This window comes from Streptococcus sp. oral taxon 431, assembly GCF_023115445.1.
In the GTDB taxonomy this organism is placed as follows: Bacteria; Bacillota; Bacilli; order Lactobacillales; family Streptococcaceae; genus Streptococcus.
In genome coordinates this window covers 63,936-81,738 of record NZ_JALDUI010000006.1, presented here as the reverse complement: position 1 = coordinate 81,738, position 17,803 = coordinate 63,936, and the positions used below count along the sequence as shown (strand labels likewise).

Below are 17,803 nucleotides of genomic sequence, written 5' to 3'. Positions count from 1 at the left end.
GGTCATTTTTATTTTACGATATTTAGAAAAAGAGTCAACACTAGCCCTTCAAGAACTATAAAGAAGTGAAGAATTAATATAAATTAGACAATCATCTGCCATTTTTCGAATAAAATCAACATTTTTCTAAAAAAAGAGCATTTACTACTTGTTAGATTTACTTTTATCCTTTAAAATAGAATGGGAGAAATTCCGCGATTATTTTTCGGAGGAAAAAGAAAATGTCCATTAATTGGCAGGAAATTATTTTTCACTTTTTAGGTGGTCTGGGACTATTTTTGTATAGTATCAAGACCATGGGAGACGGTTTGCAACAAGCAGCTGGAGACCGCCTTCGTTATTACATTGACAAATACACAAGTAATCCCTTCTTAGGGGTCTTAGTGGGGATTGTCGTCACTGCCCTCATCCAGTCAAGTACAGGTGTAACGGTTATTACGGTTGGACTGGTCAGTGCTAGTCTTCTCACACTTAGACAGGCCATCGGGATTATCATGGGAGCCAATATTGGAACGACCGTAACGTCCTTCATCATCGGTTTCAAACTTGGTGAGTATGCCCTTCCCTTGATTTTCCTTGGAACCATGTTCTTATTCTTTACAAAAAACCGTACTGCAAATAATATTGGACGTATCCTTTTTGGTGTGGGTGGTATCTTCTACGCCCTCAACCTCATTAGTGCTGGGATGAGCCCTCTTAAAGACTTGCCTCAGTTCAAGGAATACATGGTTACCTTGGGGCAAAATCCTATCTTGGGAGTTGTGGCTGGTGCTGTCATTACCGTTCTGATTCAGGCATCTTCTGCAACCATCGGGATTCTACAAGGTCTCTATGCAGGTGGATTCCTCGACCTCAAAGGGGCACTACCAGTCCTATTCGGGGATAATATCGGTACAACCTTAACGGTTATTATCGCAGCAGCCGGAGCAAACATCTCTGCTAAACGAGTTGCAGCAACACACGTTACCTTTAACGTTTTAGGAACCATCCTCTGCTTAATCTTGTTAGGCCCATTCACTGCGATGATCGAGTACTTCCAGGCACTACTTCACCTCTCACCTGAGATGACGATTGCCTTCTCACACGGTGCCTTCAACGTAAGTAACACCATTGTACAATTCCCATTCATCGGTGCTCTGGCTTATTTTGTTACTAAGCTAATCCCTGGTGAAGACGAAGTTGTTAAATACGAACCTCTTTACTTGGATGAACAACTCATCAAGCAAGCTCCTTCTATCGCCCTAGGCAATGCCAAGAAAGAACTCTTGCACCTAGGAAACTATGCGGTTAAAGCATTTGACCTTTCTTATGACTACATCATCAATTCTGACGATAAAGTAGCTGAAAAAGGACACAAGACAGAAGAAGCTATCAATACAATCGATGAGAAATTAACACGTTACCTCATCAGCCTTTCTAGTGAAGCATTGAGTCAAAAAGAGAGTGAAGTCTTAACCAACATCCTTGACTCTTCTCGAGACTTGGAACGTATCGGTGACCACGCTGAAGCTTTGATTAATCTTAACGACTACTTGCAACGCAAGAATGTTCAATTCTCTAACTCAGCCCTAGAAGAGTTGGAAGATATTTACCGTCAAACAAGCGATTTCGTTAAAGATGCTCTTGAGAGTGTTGAAAACAATGACCTTGAAAAAGCTCAAGCTCTTATTGAACGCCATGAAGCCATCAACAAGATGGAACGTGTCCTTCGTAAGACTCACATCAAACGCCTCAACAACGGTGAATGTTCTACTCAAGCAGGTGTCAACTTTATCGACATCATTTCACACTATACTCGCGTGTCAGACCACGCTATGAACCTTGCTGAAAAAGTTTTGGCTGAACAAATTTAATACTCAATGAAAATCAAAGAGCAAACTAGGAAGCTAGCCGCAGGCTGTACTTGAGTACGGCAAGGTGAAGCTGACGTGGTTTGAATTTGATTTTCGAAGAGTATAAGATAAAAAAATGCTTTGATTCGTTCGAATCAAAGCATTTTAAATAGCTCTCCAATCATAATGGAAGATGCAGCTGCGCCCTTGTACCTAGCTTCTTCCTTTTGGATAAAGCTGGCCAGATTGACTAACTCTGGCGCAGGAGTCTTGGGATTCTTGAGTAGTTCAAGTGTGACTAGCCCTGAAAGTCGGACTGCTAGCAATCGCTCATTGGTGCTAGGCAACTGCTTAGCAGTTTCTAGGAGTGCAGCCACTAAATCTTCACTCAAGTTTTGACGGGCATGATTGTAAAGGTCCCGTATCAAGGTTTCTAGGTTTGGTTCTTCCATACCTATCACCTCCATCTTTTCAGTTTAATAATTTTTGATCAAATCTACAGTAGAGCGATCTAATTTTTTCACCAAGGCTTGTAAGAAAGCTTGAGCTTCTAAGAAGTCATCCATGGCATAAAGTGTTTGGTGAGAGTGGATATAACGAGCGCAGACACCGATTGTTGTAGATGGAACACCACCATTTTTCAAATGAGCTGCTCCTGCATCTGTACCACCTTTTCCACAATAGTATTGGTATTTGATTCCAGCTTCTTCAGCAGTTGTCAAAAGGAAGTCCTTCATGCCTGGGAGAAGCAAGTGACCTGGATCGTAGAAACGAATCAAGGTTCCATCACCAATCTTCCCTTGACCACCATAAACATCACCTGCTGGTGAGCAATCCACAGCAAGAAATACTTCTGGATCAAATTTTGTTGTAGATGCATGGGCACCACGAAGTCCAACTTCTTCTTGGACGTTAGCACCAAGATAAAGTTCATTTCCTAGTTTTTGGCCTGACAAGTTTTCAGCCAACTCGCTAACCATGAGCACACCGTAACGGTTATCCCATGCTTTTGAGATAATATTTTTTTCATTAGCAGTTAGGATTGCGCTACTATCTGGAACGATGGTGTCTCCAGGACGGATACCAAAACTTTCAGCCTCAGCCTTATCCGCAAAACCACCATCAAAAACGATATCTGAAATAGCTGGCATGGTTGGTCCACCTGTGCCACGAGTCAAATGTGGAGGAACTGAACCTGAAATTACCGGAATTTCACGTCCTTCACGTGTAAAGAGTTTAAAGCGTTGGCTGCTGACAACCATAGGGTTCCAACCACCAATGCTGACTACTCGAAAAGTCCCGTCTGGCTTGATTTCACTAACCATGAAACCAACTTCATCCATGTGAGAGGCTACCAAAACACGAGGTGCATTTTCAACTTCTGAGTGTTTAACCCCAAAAATACCACCTAGGCCATCTGTTACTACTTCATCCACGTGAGGAGTTATTTTCTCACGAAGATAAGCGCGTACAGGTGCTTCATGACCTGAGATAGCAGAAAGTTCTGTTACTTCTTTGATTTTAGAAAATAATGTTGTCATTTTAATCCCTTCTTTCTTTCAACCATTTTACCACTTTTTATAGGAGAAGGGTAGTGGGAAGTTGGTATCTTAGTCTGCTTTCTACAAATCATATCTTATTTTCTAAGTAGTAAAACAGTATTCCCTTGTATATGAGGAAAGGTCTAAAAAAATTATAACACCAACATCTTTACTTTTATGAAACTATAAAAAATATTTGACTTTTTCTTCTACATTTTTTAAAATAGAACAAAATTAGAAAAAGGAAAAAATCATGACTAAAACAATTCTTGTTACAGGTGGGGCTGGCTACATTGGCTCCCATACCGTTAAAGCTCTTTTAAATGCTGGATATCAGGTGCATGTCCTAGATAACCTCTCTACAGGAAGTCGTTCAGCTGTAGATAGCCGTGCTAGCTTTAAACAACTGGACGTTTATGATGCTAGTGCCTTAAAGACCTACTTGGCAGAAAACAAGATTGACGCTGTTCTACATTGTGCAGGTGAGATTGTTGTGAGCGAAAGTATTGAAAATCCGAGTAAATACTTCACTGCCAATGTTGCTGGTATGAACCAAGTTCTCAAAGTCTTATCTGAAGTTGGCATTCAAAAAATCATGTTCTCTTCGACTGCTTCTCTCTATGGTAATAATTGTATTGATAAGCCAGCTACTGAAGATACCCTACTCGACCCTGTCAACCCTTATGCAGAGACAAAACTGATGGGCGAACGAATGATTTACTGGATGGCTAATCGCTACGATTGGAAATATGTCATTTTCCGCTATTTCAATGTAGCTGGTGCAGAAATGGATGCTTCAAATGGTCTCCGTGTAAAAAATCCAACTCACATCATTCCCAACATCAACAAGACCGCATTGGGACAAAATGATAGCCTAAAAATATTTGGAGATGACTACGATACACGTGACGGTTCATGTATTCGGGATTACATTCATGTCTTGGACCTTGCACAGGCTCATGTTAAAGGGATGAATTACCTATTTCAAGAAAACAGTTCTTCTCAAATCTTTAACTTAGGAACTGAAAAAGGCTATACCGTCAAAGAAATATTTAAAACTGCTGAAGAATTACTGAATCAAAAAATCCCACACGAAATTGTTGCTCGCCGTGCTGGGGACCCAGCTAGCGTCCTTGCAGATGCCTCAAAAGCTAAAAAATATCTTGATTGGAAGGCTAGTTACTCTCTAAAAGATATTATTTTATCGGATTATCATTGGCGTGTTAAAGAAGGCAAAAACATTTTGTAATAAATAACAGAAACATCAATAATAAATAGAAACACAGATAGATGGCACTTGATAAATACCAAGTATCATCTATCTGTGTTTTATACATTAGAAGCCAATTTTATCTTGTATTTCGCTTTAATGAAAAGTGATCTGGTACTGGATCTTTACCCGTTTCAGACCAAGGATGGCAACGTAATATCCTAGCCAGTCCCATCAAGATACCCTTGAAGCCATGTTTTTCAATAGCCTGAATCATATAGTTGGAACAGGTAGGCTCAAATCTGCAAGACGGTGGAAAGGCTGGCGAGATAAAACGTTGGTAAAAGCGCACTGGCGCAATTAAGATTTTTTTCATTATTTATTATTTGTTACAGCCATGGTGTGTAGTTGGCTGATTTCTTTTTTATTGAGACGACGTGCTTCTCCTGGACGGAGACCTGTCAAGTCTAAGTGTCCAAAACGTGTCCGAGACAACTTATCCACTTGGAGCCCAACTGCTTCAAACATCTTTTTAACCTGATGGTTACGCCCTTCATGAATGGTCAGCTGTACAACTGAACGATTCTTAACTGGATCTACCTTGAGAATTTCATAAATAGCTGGCTTGGTTTTCTTGCCTTCAATTTCAACGCCTCGAGTCAAAGGACGAAGATTTTCCTTGTTAGCCACACCTTTAACACGCGCAACATAGACCTTATCAATCTCATTACGAGGATGAATCATCTCATCTGTAAAGTCCCCATCGTTGGTCAAAATCAAGACTCCAGATGTATCCCAGTCCAAACGTCCCACAGGGTAGATACGCTCTTTCACATTAGGCAAGAGGTCCACAACAGTCTTGCGTCCCTTATCATCCGTTACACTGGAAATGACACCACGTGGTTTATTGAGCAGATAATAGACCTTTTCTTCGTTGTAGATGGGTTGACCTTCAACTTCTACCTTGTCACCAGACTTGATAGTCGTCGCTAATTCACGTACCACCTGGCCGTTGACAGTCACCAAGCCTTGCTTAATTAACTCCTCTGCTTTTCTCCTACTGGCCACACCTGCGTGGGCAATATACTTATTGATTCTCATCTTCTTCTATCCTTTCACCAAATAATTGGCTTTCTTGTGCTTGAATGTCAAGCTCATCAATCACGGGCAATTCTTCCAAGTGGTTAATGCCCATGTAATCTAGGAAATAATCCGTCGTTACATAGAGATTAGGGCGTCCAAGTACCTCTTTTTTCCCGTCTTCTCGTATCAAATCGAAGGCCTGTAACTTAGCTAGAGCTCCGCTTGAATTAACCCCACGAATAGCGTCGATTTCTATACGTGTGATAGGTTGCTTATAAGCAATGATGGACAAGGTTTCTAGCGCAGCTCGAGATAGACTCTGGTTGATAGGCGCCTTAGAATATTCTTTCAAAATAGCTGCAAATTGAGGCTTGGTTACCAATCTGTAGGCACCACCTGTCTCAATCAAGGCTAAACTGGAATCTGGGTCTTTTTCATACTTTTGGACTAACTTTTCTAAGCTTTGCTGAATCCCAGTCGGTGGCAAAGAAAGGAGTTCAGCCAACTGGCGAATCCTTATCCCCTCTTCACCCGCTACAAACAAGAGCGCTTCTATTTCTGCTAAAGTACTCATATTTCCTCTCTATCAAGATCGACTCTGCTCTACTTGATTTTCCTCATTCTTTTTCAGGAGATAGATATCTCCAAAGCTCTCTTTTTGGATTAAGAGAATTTCTTGGGTTTTAATCAACTCCAAGGTCGCTAAAAAGAGTGTAATGACCTCTTGTAAATCCTTGGTTTCTTTAAACAAATCCTGCAAGCATAAGTGCTGACCTTCAACCAAGGCTTCTCGGACGATAACCATCATATCCTCAATCTTATACTCATCTCGTAAAATGGTTGTGTGACTTTGCGAGAATTCTTCTTTTTTCTTGGAAAGCAAGTTTGAAAAGGCTAAGAAAAGATCGATCGTGGTCTTATCGTGGACAAGTTCAGCATCCTCATAAATCAACTCTGTCGGCGCTTTTGAGTAATACTGAGCTCGTTCTTGATGCTTCACTTCCAACTGCTCTCCCAAAAGTTTAAACTTACGGTATTCTTCGATTTGAGAAAGGAGGTCCTGCTCCAGGTCATCCTCTAGGTCTGTCACTTCTGCAACCTTGGGCAAGAGCTTGCGACTCTTTATGAGCATGAGTTGACTAGCCATGACCATGTACTCACCTGCGACTTCCAAACGCATAGCTTGTAATGTGGAGATATAGGCTAGATATTGCTCGATAACCTCTGTAATGGGCACATCATAGATATCCATCTGGTACTTTGAAACCAAGTGCAAAAGAAGATCCAAAGGCCCTTCAAAATCTTTTAATTTAATATCCATTATCTATATTTTTCCAAAGTCATGACTGTCTTTAATCCTAGCTTTTTAGCAATTTCGTACAAGTCAACCTTTTCTTCGATTTGTCTTAATATAAACTGTTCTCTCAATCCTTGGGCAGATAAGTCTGAAAAACCTTTTTCCTTTAGAAAGGCTTCTAACTGACGAAAGGCCCACTGACGGGAGTATGGCTTCCCAGATTTTTCAAAGAGGTAGCTCTGCCCCATCAAGGGTTCTAACTCTGCAAGCAAGTTTGTGGGAAGGCTCAAGATTCTTTGTTGGGAAGCCTTCTTGATTCTCAAAACTTGAAAATCTAGATTCACATCACCTGTTTTTATGGCTAGAATTTCACTTGGTAAGAGGCCCAATTCAACTATCAATAAGGCCAGCAAGCGTCCCTCTGGATGGGCACTTTCTTGCCAGAAAGAACTGAGATCTAAAAGTTTTGACTGAACTTGCTTGTTCTCAGCCTGTTTCGGCAATTCTAAACGATAAAAGGTGTCAATTTTCCCCTTCTGGTATAAAAAGTAAAGAAATTGATTGCAAGCAGAAACCTTGCGCTTTTGGGCACTGATTTTAAACTGAGATAGTTGAGCTTGGTAGATTTTTAAACTTGTTTCAGAGATTCGTTCTCCTACAAGATCTAAAAACTGCTCCAAGTCATACTTATAGGATTGCTTAGAATTTACAGACAAACCTTGTTTTTCTTCTAAAAATGCTGAAATCCCTTCTCTCATTTGCTTCGAATCTCATATTCCTTACTAAAGTCATGCAAGAGAGCATTGACAGCCTTAAGGATTGATTTCCGTGTGATAATGCCTTGGAAGATACCATCCTTGTCAACGACTGGTAGGAAAGACTCATCCACTAACTTATGTAAAACATCCGTCAGTGTATAGTCTGGACTGACAACTGCTACGTCCTTCTTGGTCATATGTACGATATCCGTGTCTGCCATAGCTTCCTGACTCAAGCCCTGCTCCATCTGGTAGGCCAGAATGTCTCTAAGTCCAATGGTTCCGACAAATTCTTTCTCATCAGTCACTACTGGCACTCTTGTATAGGTCATCTGGCTAAGGAGGAGAATTGCATGATCTGCATTGTGGCTATCAATGAGTACAGCCAAATTTTCAGCAGGAGTTAAAAAGGTTTCCTCTTGCTCCAGTAAAAACTGTTCAAACTCCTTGGCAATCATCGAGCAAACTCCTTGGATAAGCCTGGATAGACCTCATGGTTACGTGTCAAAAAGTCCACTTTAAAGTAGCTATCATCAATCTCTACACGGGCATAGAGGCATTCTCTGATAGTCCCACGTGGCTGACTGATAGAACCAGGGTTTAGAAAGAGGGTCTTTCCTTCCATCCAAGCGTTTGGAACATGCAAGTGCCCATAAAGACAGATATCTGCATCTTCTTCCTGAGCCCAGAAATCTAGTTTCTGGAAATTAAAGTTAATATCAAACAAATGTCCATGGGTCTGGATGATCTTGGTAGGGCCTAGTTGAGTCACCAAACGTTCTGGATAGTCTGAATAAAAGTCCATGTTTCCTCTGACTACATGGATTCCTTCCCAGAGTGGTGAATCTGGTCGAAGTTCCGAGTCACCATCGTGAAAAATAGCATCGACTTTCCCAAGATAGCGGTCACGGATTTCTTCTACAATCAAGCTATCTCCGTGGGAATCGCTCATTACAATGATGGTTTGCTTTGCCATGATGGAAATACCTCCAAAAGTTTCTTAACGGCTAAGGCACGGTGGGATTGACTATTTTTTTCTTCAAGGGTTAATTCGGCTGATGATTTACCAGTTTCTCCTACTAGGAAAAGAGGATCATAACCAAAACCGTTTTCACCCTTAGGTTCAAAGTTAATGTAGCCTGGCCAGTCAGCTTCGACAACCAAGCTTTCCTTACCTGGGCTAGCTACGACCAAGGTTGTATGGAATTGAGCTGAACGGTCCTTGAGTTCAAAAACCATGGCTAATTCGTGCAAGAGTTTGGCGTTATTTTCTTGATCAGTTGCCCCTACTCCTGCGAAACGAGCTGACCAGACACCTGGTAGACCTCCAAGAACATCCACTTTTAGTCCAGAATCATCTGCCAAGACCATCTTTCCTGTTAATTTAGAAATGGTTTCAGCCTTAAGGCGAGCATTTTCTTCAAAGGTCATACCTGTTTCGGCCACTTCAGGTAGGTCTGGATAATCATTTAGATTTTCTACGTCATAGCCCAGTTTGTCAAAGATAGCTCGAAATTCCTTGGTTTTACCCTCGTTACGAGTTGCAATCAACAAGGTTTCTCTGACTTTATTTGTCTCGAAAAAGTCTTGAACATTGACTCCTTCTTTAGGCAATTCCACATGCAAGAGCTTCCCATTTTCAACCAGAAGCAGAGCTCCCTGACGTTGAATGACTTCCAAGTTTCGATTCGCTTCTTGGTTGAGAATATCTACCACAAAAGAGAGTAAGCGGTAGGCTGAACCATATCGCAAAACAGTGACTGAAAGTGGAAATCCTCGCTCCTCATCACGAAAGATTTTGGCTAAATCAAACAAAGGAAACTCTAAATCATCATCCGTCAAAGTCCGAATGCCACCAAAAACACTGTAGGATCCAACATACCAGTCCTGATCATCCTTGTATTCATAAATTTTGTTTGTCATAATGTTACATGCTCCACATGAATCTCTTTTTCCAGCCACTCTGCTCCTATCTGGGCAAAACTTTGGTTATTTGCAGTTGTATAAAAACGGTGTTTAAGGGGCGCCGCATCTCGGCTACGGTTAATCTCAAAGTAATTGAGTAAGACTGAGATATCGCGCACACACTCAGCGCCACTATCGATCAGCTGAACCTTAGGCCCCATGACATTTTGAATAATGGATCTGAGGAGTGGATAATGAGTACAGCCTAAAATCAAGCTATCTACTTTTCCGACTAAGGGACGCAAGGTTTCATAAACGACTTTCTTGGTCACACTGGTCGATAGAGCACCTGACTCGACCAAGGGAGCAAACTTAGGGCAGGCCAAGCTTTCCACTTGTAAATCTGGGTCTAGATCATGAATCTTTTGTCGATAAATATCTGATTTTACCGTCATCGGGGTTCCAATCACACCGATTTTCCCACCTTGACTTGCTTTGATAGCTGCTGATGCACCAGGCAAAATCACACCCAACACCGGAATATCCAACTTAGCTTTAATCTCTTCCCAGACGACTGCCGTTGCTGTATTACAAGCAATGACAATCATCTTAACATCCTTGGTCAAAAGAAAGTTGACCAGTTGCCAAGTATATTCACGTATCTGCTCAGCAGGACGGGGACCATAAGGAGCCCGTGCCGAATCTCCAATATAGACGATTTCTTCATGGGGAAGCTGGCGCATGAGTTCACGTACAACCGTCAAACCTCCAACGCCCGAATCCAAAAAACCAATCGGTCGATTATCCATACAGTCTTCTTTCTAGTATTTTTTTCTGATTGATAATTATTATTCATTTCTTTCTGAAATTTCTGACAGACTGGGTAGCTCCCCACTGTCTCCCTCTTAATCATAATCAATTATCAATAGAATGCAAGGAAAAAGTCTTGTCTCTAAATATCAGTCAAACATAGTGAGAAGTCTGGAACTTTCATCCCAGACTTTTCCTATTTATTTCTTTTTATTGTTAGCAAGGGCTGCTTTTTGTTGGCGAATGATTTGGTGGTAAACTTGTTGTACTTTAGCTTCGCTTGGCTTTTGACCGTTTGCACTCAAGAGAGTACGAACTGCTTCTGCGTTCAAACGTGGGTTATCCGCAAATTCTTTTTCGATTTGCTTGCGCACCAAGTACATACCTCCAAGAGCTCCTCCTAGAAAAGCTAAAAGAATCAATACAATTGCTAAAATAAGGTTCATAACATTTCTCCTGTTTCTTTTTGAATCTTCTATATTATACCATAAAGTCCTACGCCTGACTAGTTTGAGTTACGCTTTCAAAAAAATGAATGCTAGCTAAAAAAGAGCCCTTTTATTCCTTAGAAGAAGGCTCTTTCTGAACTTAATCTACATAAATCGCTAGCGTTTGGTATGGTTTAAGAATTACTTTTTTAGCAAGTTCCACATTCTCATAGTTTGATAAGAGCTCGCACCCTGCTTGATATTCTGCTGGAATTGTCACTTCAGCTTCGTTTTCATAGAAATGATTGAGCACCAAGAGTTTTTGACCGTCTAAGTGGCGTTCAAAGGCGTAGACCTGCTTGCTATCTTCAAGTGCTGGCTGATAGCTCCCTTCTGAAATGATGGGCATTGCTTTACGCAATCGAATCAATTCTTTATAGAATTTAAAGATTGGGCCGTCAATTTCATTTTCAACGTTGATGTCTTTGTAGGATTTACCAGCTTTCAACCATGGAGTGCCTGTTGAAAAACCTGCATTTTCAGAAGCATCCCATTGCATTGGTGTACGAGAATTATCACGTGACTTGGCTTGAATAATCTTAAAGGCCTGCTGAGGTGACTTGCCTTGATCCAAAAGCATCTGGTAGGCATTGATGGATTCCACATCTACATAGTCTTCCATAGAATCATAGTCTGGATCAATCATGCCGATTTCTTCGCCCATGTAGATATAAGGGGTCCCACGTGACAAGTGAATGCTGGCTGCCAGCATGGTTGCTCCTTCATTGCGGAAGTTCTTGATATCTACAAAGCGATTCAAGGCACGAGGTTGGTCATGGTTATTCCAGAAAAGGGCACTCCAACCACCACGTTCACTCATTTCCTTGCCCCATGTATGATAGAGGCGTTTGAGCTCTTCGAAATCAAAGGGAGCAATGGTCCATTTTTGACCGTCTTCATAGTCTACTTTAAGATGGTGAAAATTAAAGGCCATTGACAATTCGTGACGCTCTGGCGCTGAATAAAGAACACAGTTATCAATCGTTGTCGAAGACATCTCTCCAACTGTCATAAAACTATCATCAGAACCGAAGGTCGCTTCATTCATCATGTGAAGATAGTCATGGACAATGGGTTTATCCGTATAAGCTGGTTTTCCTTCGTTTTCAGGGCAATCCACCAAGACTTCGTCTTTACCAATCAAATTAATCACGTCAAAACGGAATCCTTTGACACCCTTGTCACGCCAGAAGTTGACCACCTGGAACAATTCCTTGCGGACATTGGGATTACGCCAATTGAGATCCGCCTGCGTCACGTCAAAGAGGTGGAGATAGTATTTCCCTGTATCTCCAAAAGGTGACCAGGCAGAACCACCAAATTTAGACAACCAATCGGTTGGTTGGTCCTGGATAAAGAAGAAATCTTGGTAGTACTTGTCTCCAGCGAGAGCCTTTTGGAACCACTCATGCTCTGTTGAGCAATGGTTAAGCACCATATCTAGCATGAAGTCAATCTTGTGCTCTTTTCCGACACGGATCATTTCTTCAAAATCAGCCATATCCCCAAAGATAGGATTGACGGCTGTATAGTCTGAAATATCGTAGCCATTATCTCGCTGAGGGCTTGGGTAGAAAGGATTAAGCCAAACCATATCCACGCCCAATTCTGCTAGATAAGGAATTTTTTCGATGATGCCTCTGAAATCACCGATTCCATTTCCTGTCGTGTCCTTATATGATTTTGGATAGATTTGATAGACAACTTTTCTTTTATCAAGAGCCATAGTTTCTCCTTTTTGATAAAAGGGAGGGAGCTATATCCCAACCCTATACATTTTAAAACTTATACTCTTCGAAAATCTCTTCAAACCACGTCAGCGTCGCCTTACCGTAGGTATGGTTACTGACTTCGTCAGTTCTATCCGCAACCTCAAAACAGTGTTTTGAGCTGACTTCGTCAGTTCCATCTACAACCTCAAAACGGTGTTTTGAGCAACCTGCGGCTAGCTTCCTAGTTTGCTCTTTGATTTTCATTGAGTATTAGATTCGTTTAGCAACCATCAAGTCTTCCCCGTTTTTAATCACTCTAGGATAAGTTCCTTCGATTGTCGCTGTGTACGCATCTTGGTTAGTGATGATGACTGGAGTTTCAGTCACAAGTCCTGCATCCTTGATCACTTTCATATCAAAGCTAATCAATTTTTGTCCTACAGTAACATGGTCTCCTTGAGACACATGACTTTCAAAGCCACGACCTTCTAGACCAACAGTATCCATGCCAACGTGCATCAATAACTCAACACCTTCATCAGATACAATACCGATGGCGTGCTTAGTTGGAAATAGGACTGTAACTGTACCATTTACTGGCGAAGTCAACTCACCTTGACTTGGTTCAATCACTAGACCTTGTCCCATGACACCTGATGCAAAGACTGGGTCTGTTGCTTGACTTAGTTCTTTTACTTGTCCTTCCAGTGGACTGACAATTTTTGTTGAAGCAACAGAAGTTGATTCTTGATGATGGAATTCTGCTTCTTCCTGTGCTTGAAATTCTGCTTTTAATTCTGTGTCATCTTCTGTTTTTGTAAAGAGTCCTGCCTTACGGAAGAAGAAGGTCAATAGCATTGGCACGACGATTGCAACTAGCATAGTCCCTGCAAATGGAAGCATGTATTGTGGTTGAATAGAAAGAATACCTGGTAATCCACCAATACCGATAGAAGCAGCAGTCACGTTAAATGTCACAGAAAGCATACCTGCAAGAGCTGAACCAATCATCCCAGCCACAAATGGATAGATGTATTTGACGTTAACCCCAAAGAGGGCCGGCTCTGTTACACCGAGATAGGCTGAAATAGTTGCTGGAAGTGATACCTGAGCTTCACGCTCATCACGACGGTGCATCAAATAATAGGCAAACACAGCTGAACCTTGGGCAATATTAGAAAGAGCAATCATAGGCCAGAGAGCAGTTCCACCAGCATCAGCAATCAATTGCGTATCAATGGCATTGGTCATGTGGTGAAGACCAGTGATAACAAATGGAGCATAGAGGGCACCAAAGATCGCACCGAAGAGCCACTTAACTGGACCAGTTAACCCTGCCAATACAACTGCCGATAGTCCTTGACCAATTGTCCATCCGATTGGTCCCAAAACAGTGTGAGCCAAAATCAAGGCTGGAATCAACGATAAGAATGGTACAAAAATCATAGAAATGACTTCTGGGATATGCTTACGCCAGAAAATTTCAAGATAAGCCAAACTCAATCCTGCCAGTAAAGCTGGGATAACTTGAGCTTGGTAACCAATACGATTAACCGTGAAGTAACCAAAATTCCAAACCCAGTTGGCTGCAATTTCGGATGCAGGTGTCGAAGCAACCGCATAGGCATTCAGCAACTGAGGTGAAACCAAACAGATACCAAGAACAATTCCCAAGATTTGGCTGGTTCCCATCTTACGAGAAACAGACCAGGTAATCCCTACTGGCAAGAACTGGAAGATGGCCTCACCTGGTAACCAGAGGAAGTGATTAACCCCCGCCCAAAACTGAGAGGATTCTGTGATGGTCTTGCCATCCAACATTGACCAATGCACGCCCTCAAGAACATTACGGAAACCGAGGATCAGTCCTCCGACGATCAAGGCTGGAATGATCGGTGTAAAGATTTCAGCCAGAGTTGTCATTACACGTTGAACGACATTTTGATTACTCTTAGCTGCGGACTTGGCTGCTTCTTTTGAAACACCTTCAATACCAGAAACAGCTGTAAAGTCATTATAGAAGATTGGCACATCATTTCCGATGATTACCTGGAATTGACCAGCGTTTGTAAAAGTTCCCTTGACCGCTGAGATGGATTCAATAGCCTTGACATCAGCTTTCTTATCATCTACAAGCACAAAACGCATGCGTGTTGCACAGTGAGTTACTGCCGTAATATTGTCTTTGCCTCCGATTGCTTGTAGCAAATCTTTAGCTTCTTGTTCAAATTTCCCCATTTGAATCTCCTTATTTTTGTCAAGATTTCCTTGATTTGATAATTCAATTGTAATCGATACCAAACTTGTATGCAACTTGTTTGTTAAAAATAATGGATTTTTTTTGTATATTTTTGTTACTTGTATGGTAAAATAAATACAAGAAACTCTTGTAGGGCTCATCAATCGATTATTTTAGAGGAAGAACCGTGAAAAAATATCAACAATTATACAAACAAATGGAAAAAGCAATTCATGAAGAAACCTATGCTGTTGGAGATTTTCTCCCTAGTGAACACGAACTCATGGACCAGTATCAGGTGAGTCGTGACACTGTTCGAAAAGCCTTAGCTCTCCTCCAAGAAGAGGGATTGATTAAAAAAATCAGAGGGCAGGGTTCTCAGGTTATTAAAGAAGAAACTGTGAATTTCCCAGTGTCTAACCTAACTAGCTACCAAGAATTGGTCCAAGAGTTAGGACTTCGCTCAAAAACGAATGTCGTGAGTCTAGATAAAATTATCATCGATAAAAAAACTTCCCTGTTAACTGGCTTCCCAGAATTTCGGATGGTTTGGAAGGTCGTTCGCCAACGAGTTGTAGATGATCTGGTATCCGTACTGGATATTGATTATCTAGATATGGAACTCATCCCTAAACTAACCAGAGAAATTGCTGAACAATCTATCTACTCCTATATCGAAAATGATTTGAAATTAATCATCGACTATGCTCAAAAGGAAATCACCATTGACCATAGTAACGATAGAGATAAGATTCTCATGGATATTGGTAAAGATCCTTATGTTGTTTCCATTAAGTCAAAAGTCTATCTCCAAGACGGACGCCAATTTCAGTTCACCGAAAGCCGGCACAAACTTGAAAAGTTTCGATTTGTAGATTTTGCTAAAAGAAAATAAAGAGGAAAAGGCGTATAGTTATCAAGTTTTAAAATAATGAAAGGTTTAAAATGGTGAAATAAGATGTTAGAGATACGAGAAAGAATCAAATCAAGCAAAGGTTATCAAGTCTTAATTGCAATGCTTGATAGCTACTTCGGTCAAGATTATATTATTCGTAAAATCACTTATGATGATTTGGAACCGGCAAGTTTTGACTTTCGCTTATCTGTAGATTTTCCCAAATTAAAGGGAGTGGATGTAGGTGTCGCTCATAGCGGTCCACGCCAGATGTTTCGTATGGGTGGTACTGGTGTTATTGGCATAGCGGTTCCTAAAGATGGAGGTGATGCAAAGTTAACCTCAGGTGAAAGAGGAGATGGTTTATTTTGGATTTTAGGAGATAAAAAATTAGAGTGGGGTGGTCAAGTAAATAAAGCTGAAGAAGTTAAGTATTATTTTGATGCTTTCAAAAAATACTATGATAATCTTTAGAGAGTGATAGTGATGAAGATACGAGAAGAAATTAGAACGAGTAGAAACCTTTAACATTATGTATATTTCAAAATTAGTATAATTTTATCTGATTTAATTTTCTGAATTTATCTAAAAGATACTATGCAGAAAATACGAATATAATAAGGTGATAAGATTCATAACTTCGATACATGCAGAACAATTTATGTAGATTTAAAAAATTAGAGAAACTATTTGGTAAAATACTAAAAAAACTATAAATTAGTTGACCACCTTACCTACTATTATCTTTAATTAATTCTACTCGAAATTATCTCTACTAAATAAAAAGACTCTTTATTAACTACATAAAATAGTAGGTGATAAAGAGTCTTTTTAGTAGTAATACTAGACTAAAATCAAAAACCATCTTATAATAGTAGTTATGAAACTCACAAACGAAGAAATACAGAAAATTGAAAAACTCCTGAGAGATTCATCGTACGCCAAATATCACAAACGTCTACAGATTATTTATTTTCGCTCAAAAGGAAAGAGTTATAAGGAAATCATGGATCTGCTAGATTGTAATAAAACAACTGTTTGGAGGAATTTGAAAAAATATAAGGAGTTTGGTTTAGAAGCTCTTCTTCAAGAGACTCGTGGTGGACGTCATCGAGAATATATGACTTACGAAGAAGAACAAGCATTTCTAAAACGTCATATAGAAGCTGCTCAGGCTGGAGAATTTGTGACTGTCAATCAGTTATTCGAAGCCTATCAAAAAGAGATTGGTCGCACTTCTACACGTGATGGTTTTTATTATCTCTTGAAACGCCATGGTTGGCGAACGGTCACTCCCAGACCTGAACATCCCAAGAAGGCAGACGCTCAAATAATTGAGACGTCTAAAAATAAAATCTACATTCGAGACCTTAAGTAAGCGCTTTAAAGAGAAGGGGACTTATAACAAAGTACGTTTGATGTACCAAGATGAAGCCGGTTTCGGGAGAATCAGTAAGATGAGTTCTTGTTGGGCTCCTCAAGGAATCCGACCTAACATTCATAGTCATTATATGCGAGAATATCGCTATTGTTATGGGGCAGTAGATGCTCAGACAGGAGATTCCTTCTTCCTTATTTCTGGAGGATGCAATACTGAGTGGATGAATGAATTTCTACGGCAAGTCTCACAAGCTTATCCGGATGATTATATTTTACTTGTCATGGATAATGCTATATGGCATAAATCAAGTACCTTAGAGATTCCAAGTAGTAATATTGAGTTAGCTTTTATCCCACCTTATACACCAGAAATGAACCCTGTTGAACAAGTCTGGAAAGAAATTCGAAAACGAGGCTTTAAAAATAAGGCGTTCCAAACATTAGAAGCCGCCTTTTTCTAGTCCTTCAAGAAGTTATTCAAGGACTAGAAAAAGGCGTTTTAAAGTCCACTGTCAGCAGACAATGGACAAGGTTGCTTTTTGAAAACAATTGAGTATTAGTAAAACTTAGTAAAATAAGGCCATTTCTCTTGAAAGCCCTTGCAATAGTTCCATTTATTTGTTATATTAAAATTATCTGAAAAATCACACATA

At 40.5% G+C, this 17,803-nt stretch carries 19 protein-coding genes and 1 pseudogene; 5 read left to right on the top strand and 15 right to left on the bottom strand.

Annotated features, from left to right (window positions below; all coding sequences use genetic code 11):
* Window positions 1–221 precede the first annotated feature (221 nt).
* Window positions 222–1,853 (top strand): Na/Pi cotransporter family protein, encoded by a 1,632-nt coding sequence (locus M1R56_RS05205; RefSeq protein WP_248034841.1) that lies wholly within the window; start codon window positions 222–224, stop codon window positions 1,851–1,853.
* Between the two features lie 134 nt (window positions 1,854–1,987).
* Here M1R56_RS05205 and M1R56_RS05200 read toward each other — a convergent pair whose 3' ends face one another.
* Both M1R56_RS05200 and pepA read right to left on the bottom strand, forming a co-directional pair.
* Window positions 1,988–2,284, bottom strand: a complete 297-nt coding sequence (locus M1R56_RS05200; protein ID WP_223141126.1) for a bacteriocin immunity protein — start codon at window positions 2,282–2,284, stop codon at window positions 1,988–1,990.
* Between the two features lie 24 nt (window positions 2,285–2,308).
* Window positions 2,309–3,373, bottom strand: coding sequence for a glutamyl aminopeptidase (gene pepA / locus M1R56_RS05195; RefSeq protein WP_248034840.1), 1,065 nt, complete (start codon window positions 3,371–3,373; stop codon window positions 2,309–2,311).
* 253 nt (window positions 3,374–3,626) lie between these two features.
* On the opposite strand from pepA, the gene galE reads away from it, so the two are divergent.
* On the top strand, window positions 3,627–4,622 hold the full coding sequence (gene galE, locus M1R56_RS05190; protein ID WP_248034839.1) for a UDP-glucose 4-epimerase GalE: 996 nt from the start codon (window positions 3,627–3,629) through the stop codon (window positions 4,620–4,622).
* Window positions 4,623–4,722: 100 nt separating this feature from the next.
* On the opposite strand, the gene yidD is transcribed toward galE, so the two are convergent.
* From yidD to treP, 13 genes are all read right to left on the bottom strand, one after another.
* Complete coding sequence (gene yidD, locus M1R56_RS05185; protein WP_248034838.1) at window positions 4,723–4,959, bottom strand: membrane protein insertion efficiency factor YidD; 237 nt, start codon at window positions 4,957–4,959, stop codon at window positions 4,723–4,725.
* Window positions 4,959–5,684: a pseudouridine synthase gene (locus M1R56_RS05180; protein WP_049527709.1), complete on the bottom strand. Its 726-nt coding sequence runs from the start codon at window positions 5,682–5,684 to the stop codon at window positions 4,959–4,961. Before M1R56_RS05180 ends, yidD begins: the two co-directional genes overlap by 1 nt.
* Complete coding sequence (gene scpB / locus M1R56_RS05175) at window positions 5,671–6,240, bottom strand: SMC-Scp complex subunit ScpB (RefSeq protein ID WP_049527710.1); 570 nt, start codon at window positions 6,238–6,240, stop codon at window positions 5,671–5,673. Before scpB ends, M1R56_RS05180 begins: the two co-directional genes overlap by 14 nt.
* Window positions 6,241–6,252: 12 nt before the next feature.
* Complete coding sequence (locus tag M1R56_RS05170) at window positions 6,253–6,987, bottom strand: segregation/condensation protein A (protein ID WP_049527713.1); 735 nt, start codon at window positions 6,985–6,987, stop codon at window positions 6,253–6,255.
* A complete protein-coding gene (gene xerD, locus M1R56_RS05165; protein WP_248034837.1) occupies window positions 6,987–7,721 on the bottom strand; it encodes a site-specific tyrosine recombinase XerD in 735 nt (244 codons plus the stop codon). The genes M1R56_RS05170 and xerD overlap by 1 nt, the downstream gene beginning before the upstream one ends.
* Complete coding sequence (cbpB, locus tag M1R56_RS05160) at window positions 7,718–8,179, bottom strand: cyclic-di-AMP-binding protein CbpB (protein WP_049527719.1); 462 nt, start codon at window positions 8,177–8,179, stop codon at window positions 7,718–7,720. Before cbpB ends, xerD begins: the two co-directional genes overlap by 4 nt.
* The gene (locus M1R56_RS05155) at window positions 8,176–8,697 is read right to left on the bottom strand and encodes a metallophosphoesterase (RefSeq protein WP_049527720.1); all 522 of its coding nucleotides are present in this window, start codon (window positions 8,695–8,697) and stop codon (window positions 8,176–8,178) included. Before M1R56_RS05155 ends, cbpB begins: the two co-directional genes overlap by 4 nt.
* A complete protein-coding gene (locus M1R56_RS05150) occupies window positions 8,673–9,644 on the bottom strand; it encodes a nucleoside-triphosphate diphosphatase (protein WP_049527723.1) in 972 nt (323 codons plus the stop codon). The genes M1R56_RS05155 and M1R56_RS05150 overlap by 25 nt, the downstream gene beginning before the upstream one ends.
* Entirely contained in the window at window positions 9,641–10,435 is a 795-nt protein-coding gene (gene racE / locus M1R56_RS05145) for a glutamate racemase (protein ID WP_049527725.1), read from the bottom strand. The genes M1R56_RS05150 and racE overlap by 4 nt, the downstream gene beginning before the upstream one ends.
* 201 nt (window positions 10,436–10,636) lie before the next feature.
* Window positions 10,637–10,882: a YneF family protein gene (locus tag M1R56_RS05140; protein WP_001048970.1), complete on the bottom strand. Its 246-nt coding sequence runs from the start codon at window positions 10,880–10,882 to the stop codon at window positions 10,637–10,639.
* A 142-nt stretch (window positions 10,883–11,024) separates the two neighbouring features.
* A complete protein-coding gene (treC, locus tag M1R56_RS05135) occupies window positions 11,025–12,650 on the bottom strand; it encodes an alpha,alpha-phosphotrehalase (protein ID WP_248034836.1) in 1,626 nt (541 codons plus the stop codon).
* 52 nt (window positions 12,651–12,702) lie between these two features.
* On the bottom strand, window positions 12,703–12,900 hold the full coding sequence (locus M1R56_RS05130) for a hypothetical protein (RefSeq protein ID WP_248034835.1): 198 nt from the start codon (window positions 12,898–12,900) through the stop codon (window positions 12,703–12,705).
* Window positions 12,901–12,906: 6 nt separating this feature from the next.
* Window positions 12,907–14,874 carry a PTS system trehalose-specific EIIBC component gene (treP, locus tag M1R56_RS05125; RefSeq protein ID WP_248034834.1) on the bottom strand — a complete coding sequence of 656 codons (1,968 nt, stop codon included), beginning with the start codon at window positions 14,872–14,874 and terminating at the stop codon, window positions 12,907–12,909.
* Between the two features lie 188 nt (window positions 14,875–15,062).
* Between treP and treR the strand changes: the two genes are divergently transcribed.
* From treR to M1R56_RS05110, 3 genes and pseudogenes are all read left to right on the top strand, one after another.
* Entirely contained in the window at window positions 15,063–15,770 is a 708-nt protein-coding gene (gene treR, locus M1R56_RS05120; protein ID WP_248034833.1) for a trehalose operon repressor, read from the top strand.
* A 63-nt stretch (window positions 15,771–15,833) separates the two neighbouring features.
* Window positions 15,834–16,244: a hypothetical protein gene (locus M1R56_RS05115; protein ID WP_248034832.1), complete on the top strand. Its 411-nt coding sequence runs from the start codon at window positions 15,834–15,836 to the stop codon at window positions 16,242–16,244.
* Between the two features lie 406 nt (window positions 16,245–16,650).
* A pseudogene (locus M1R56_RS05110) lies at window positions 16,651–17,703 on the top strand (IS630 family transposase).
* The last annotated feature ends 100 nt before the right edge of the window (window positions 17,704–17,803 follow it).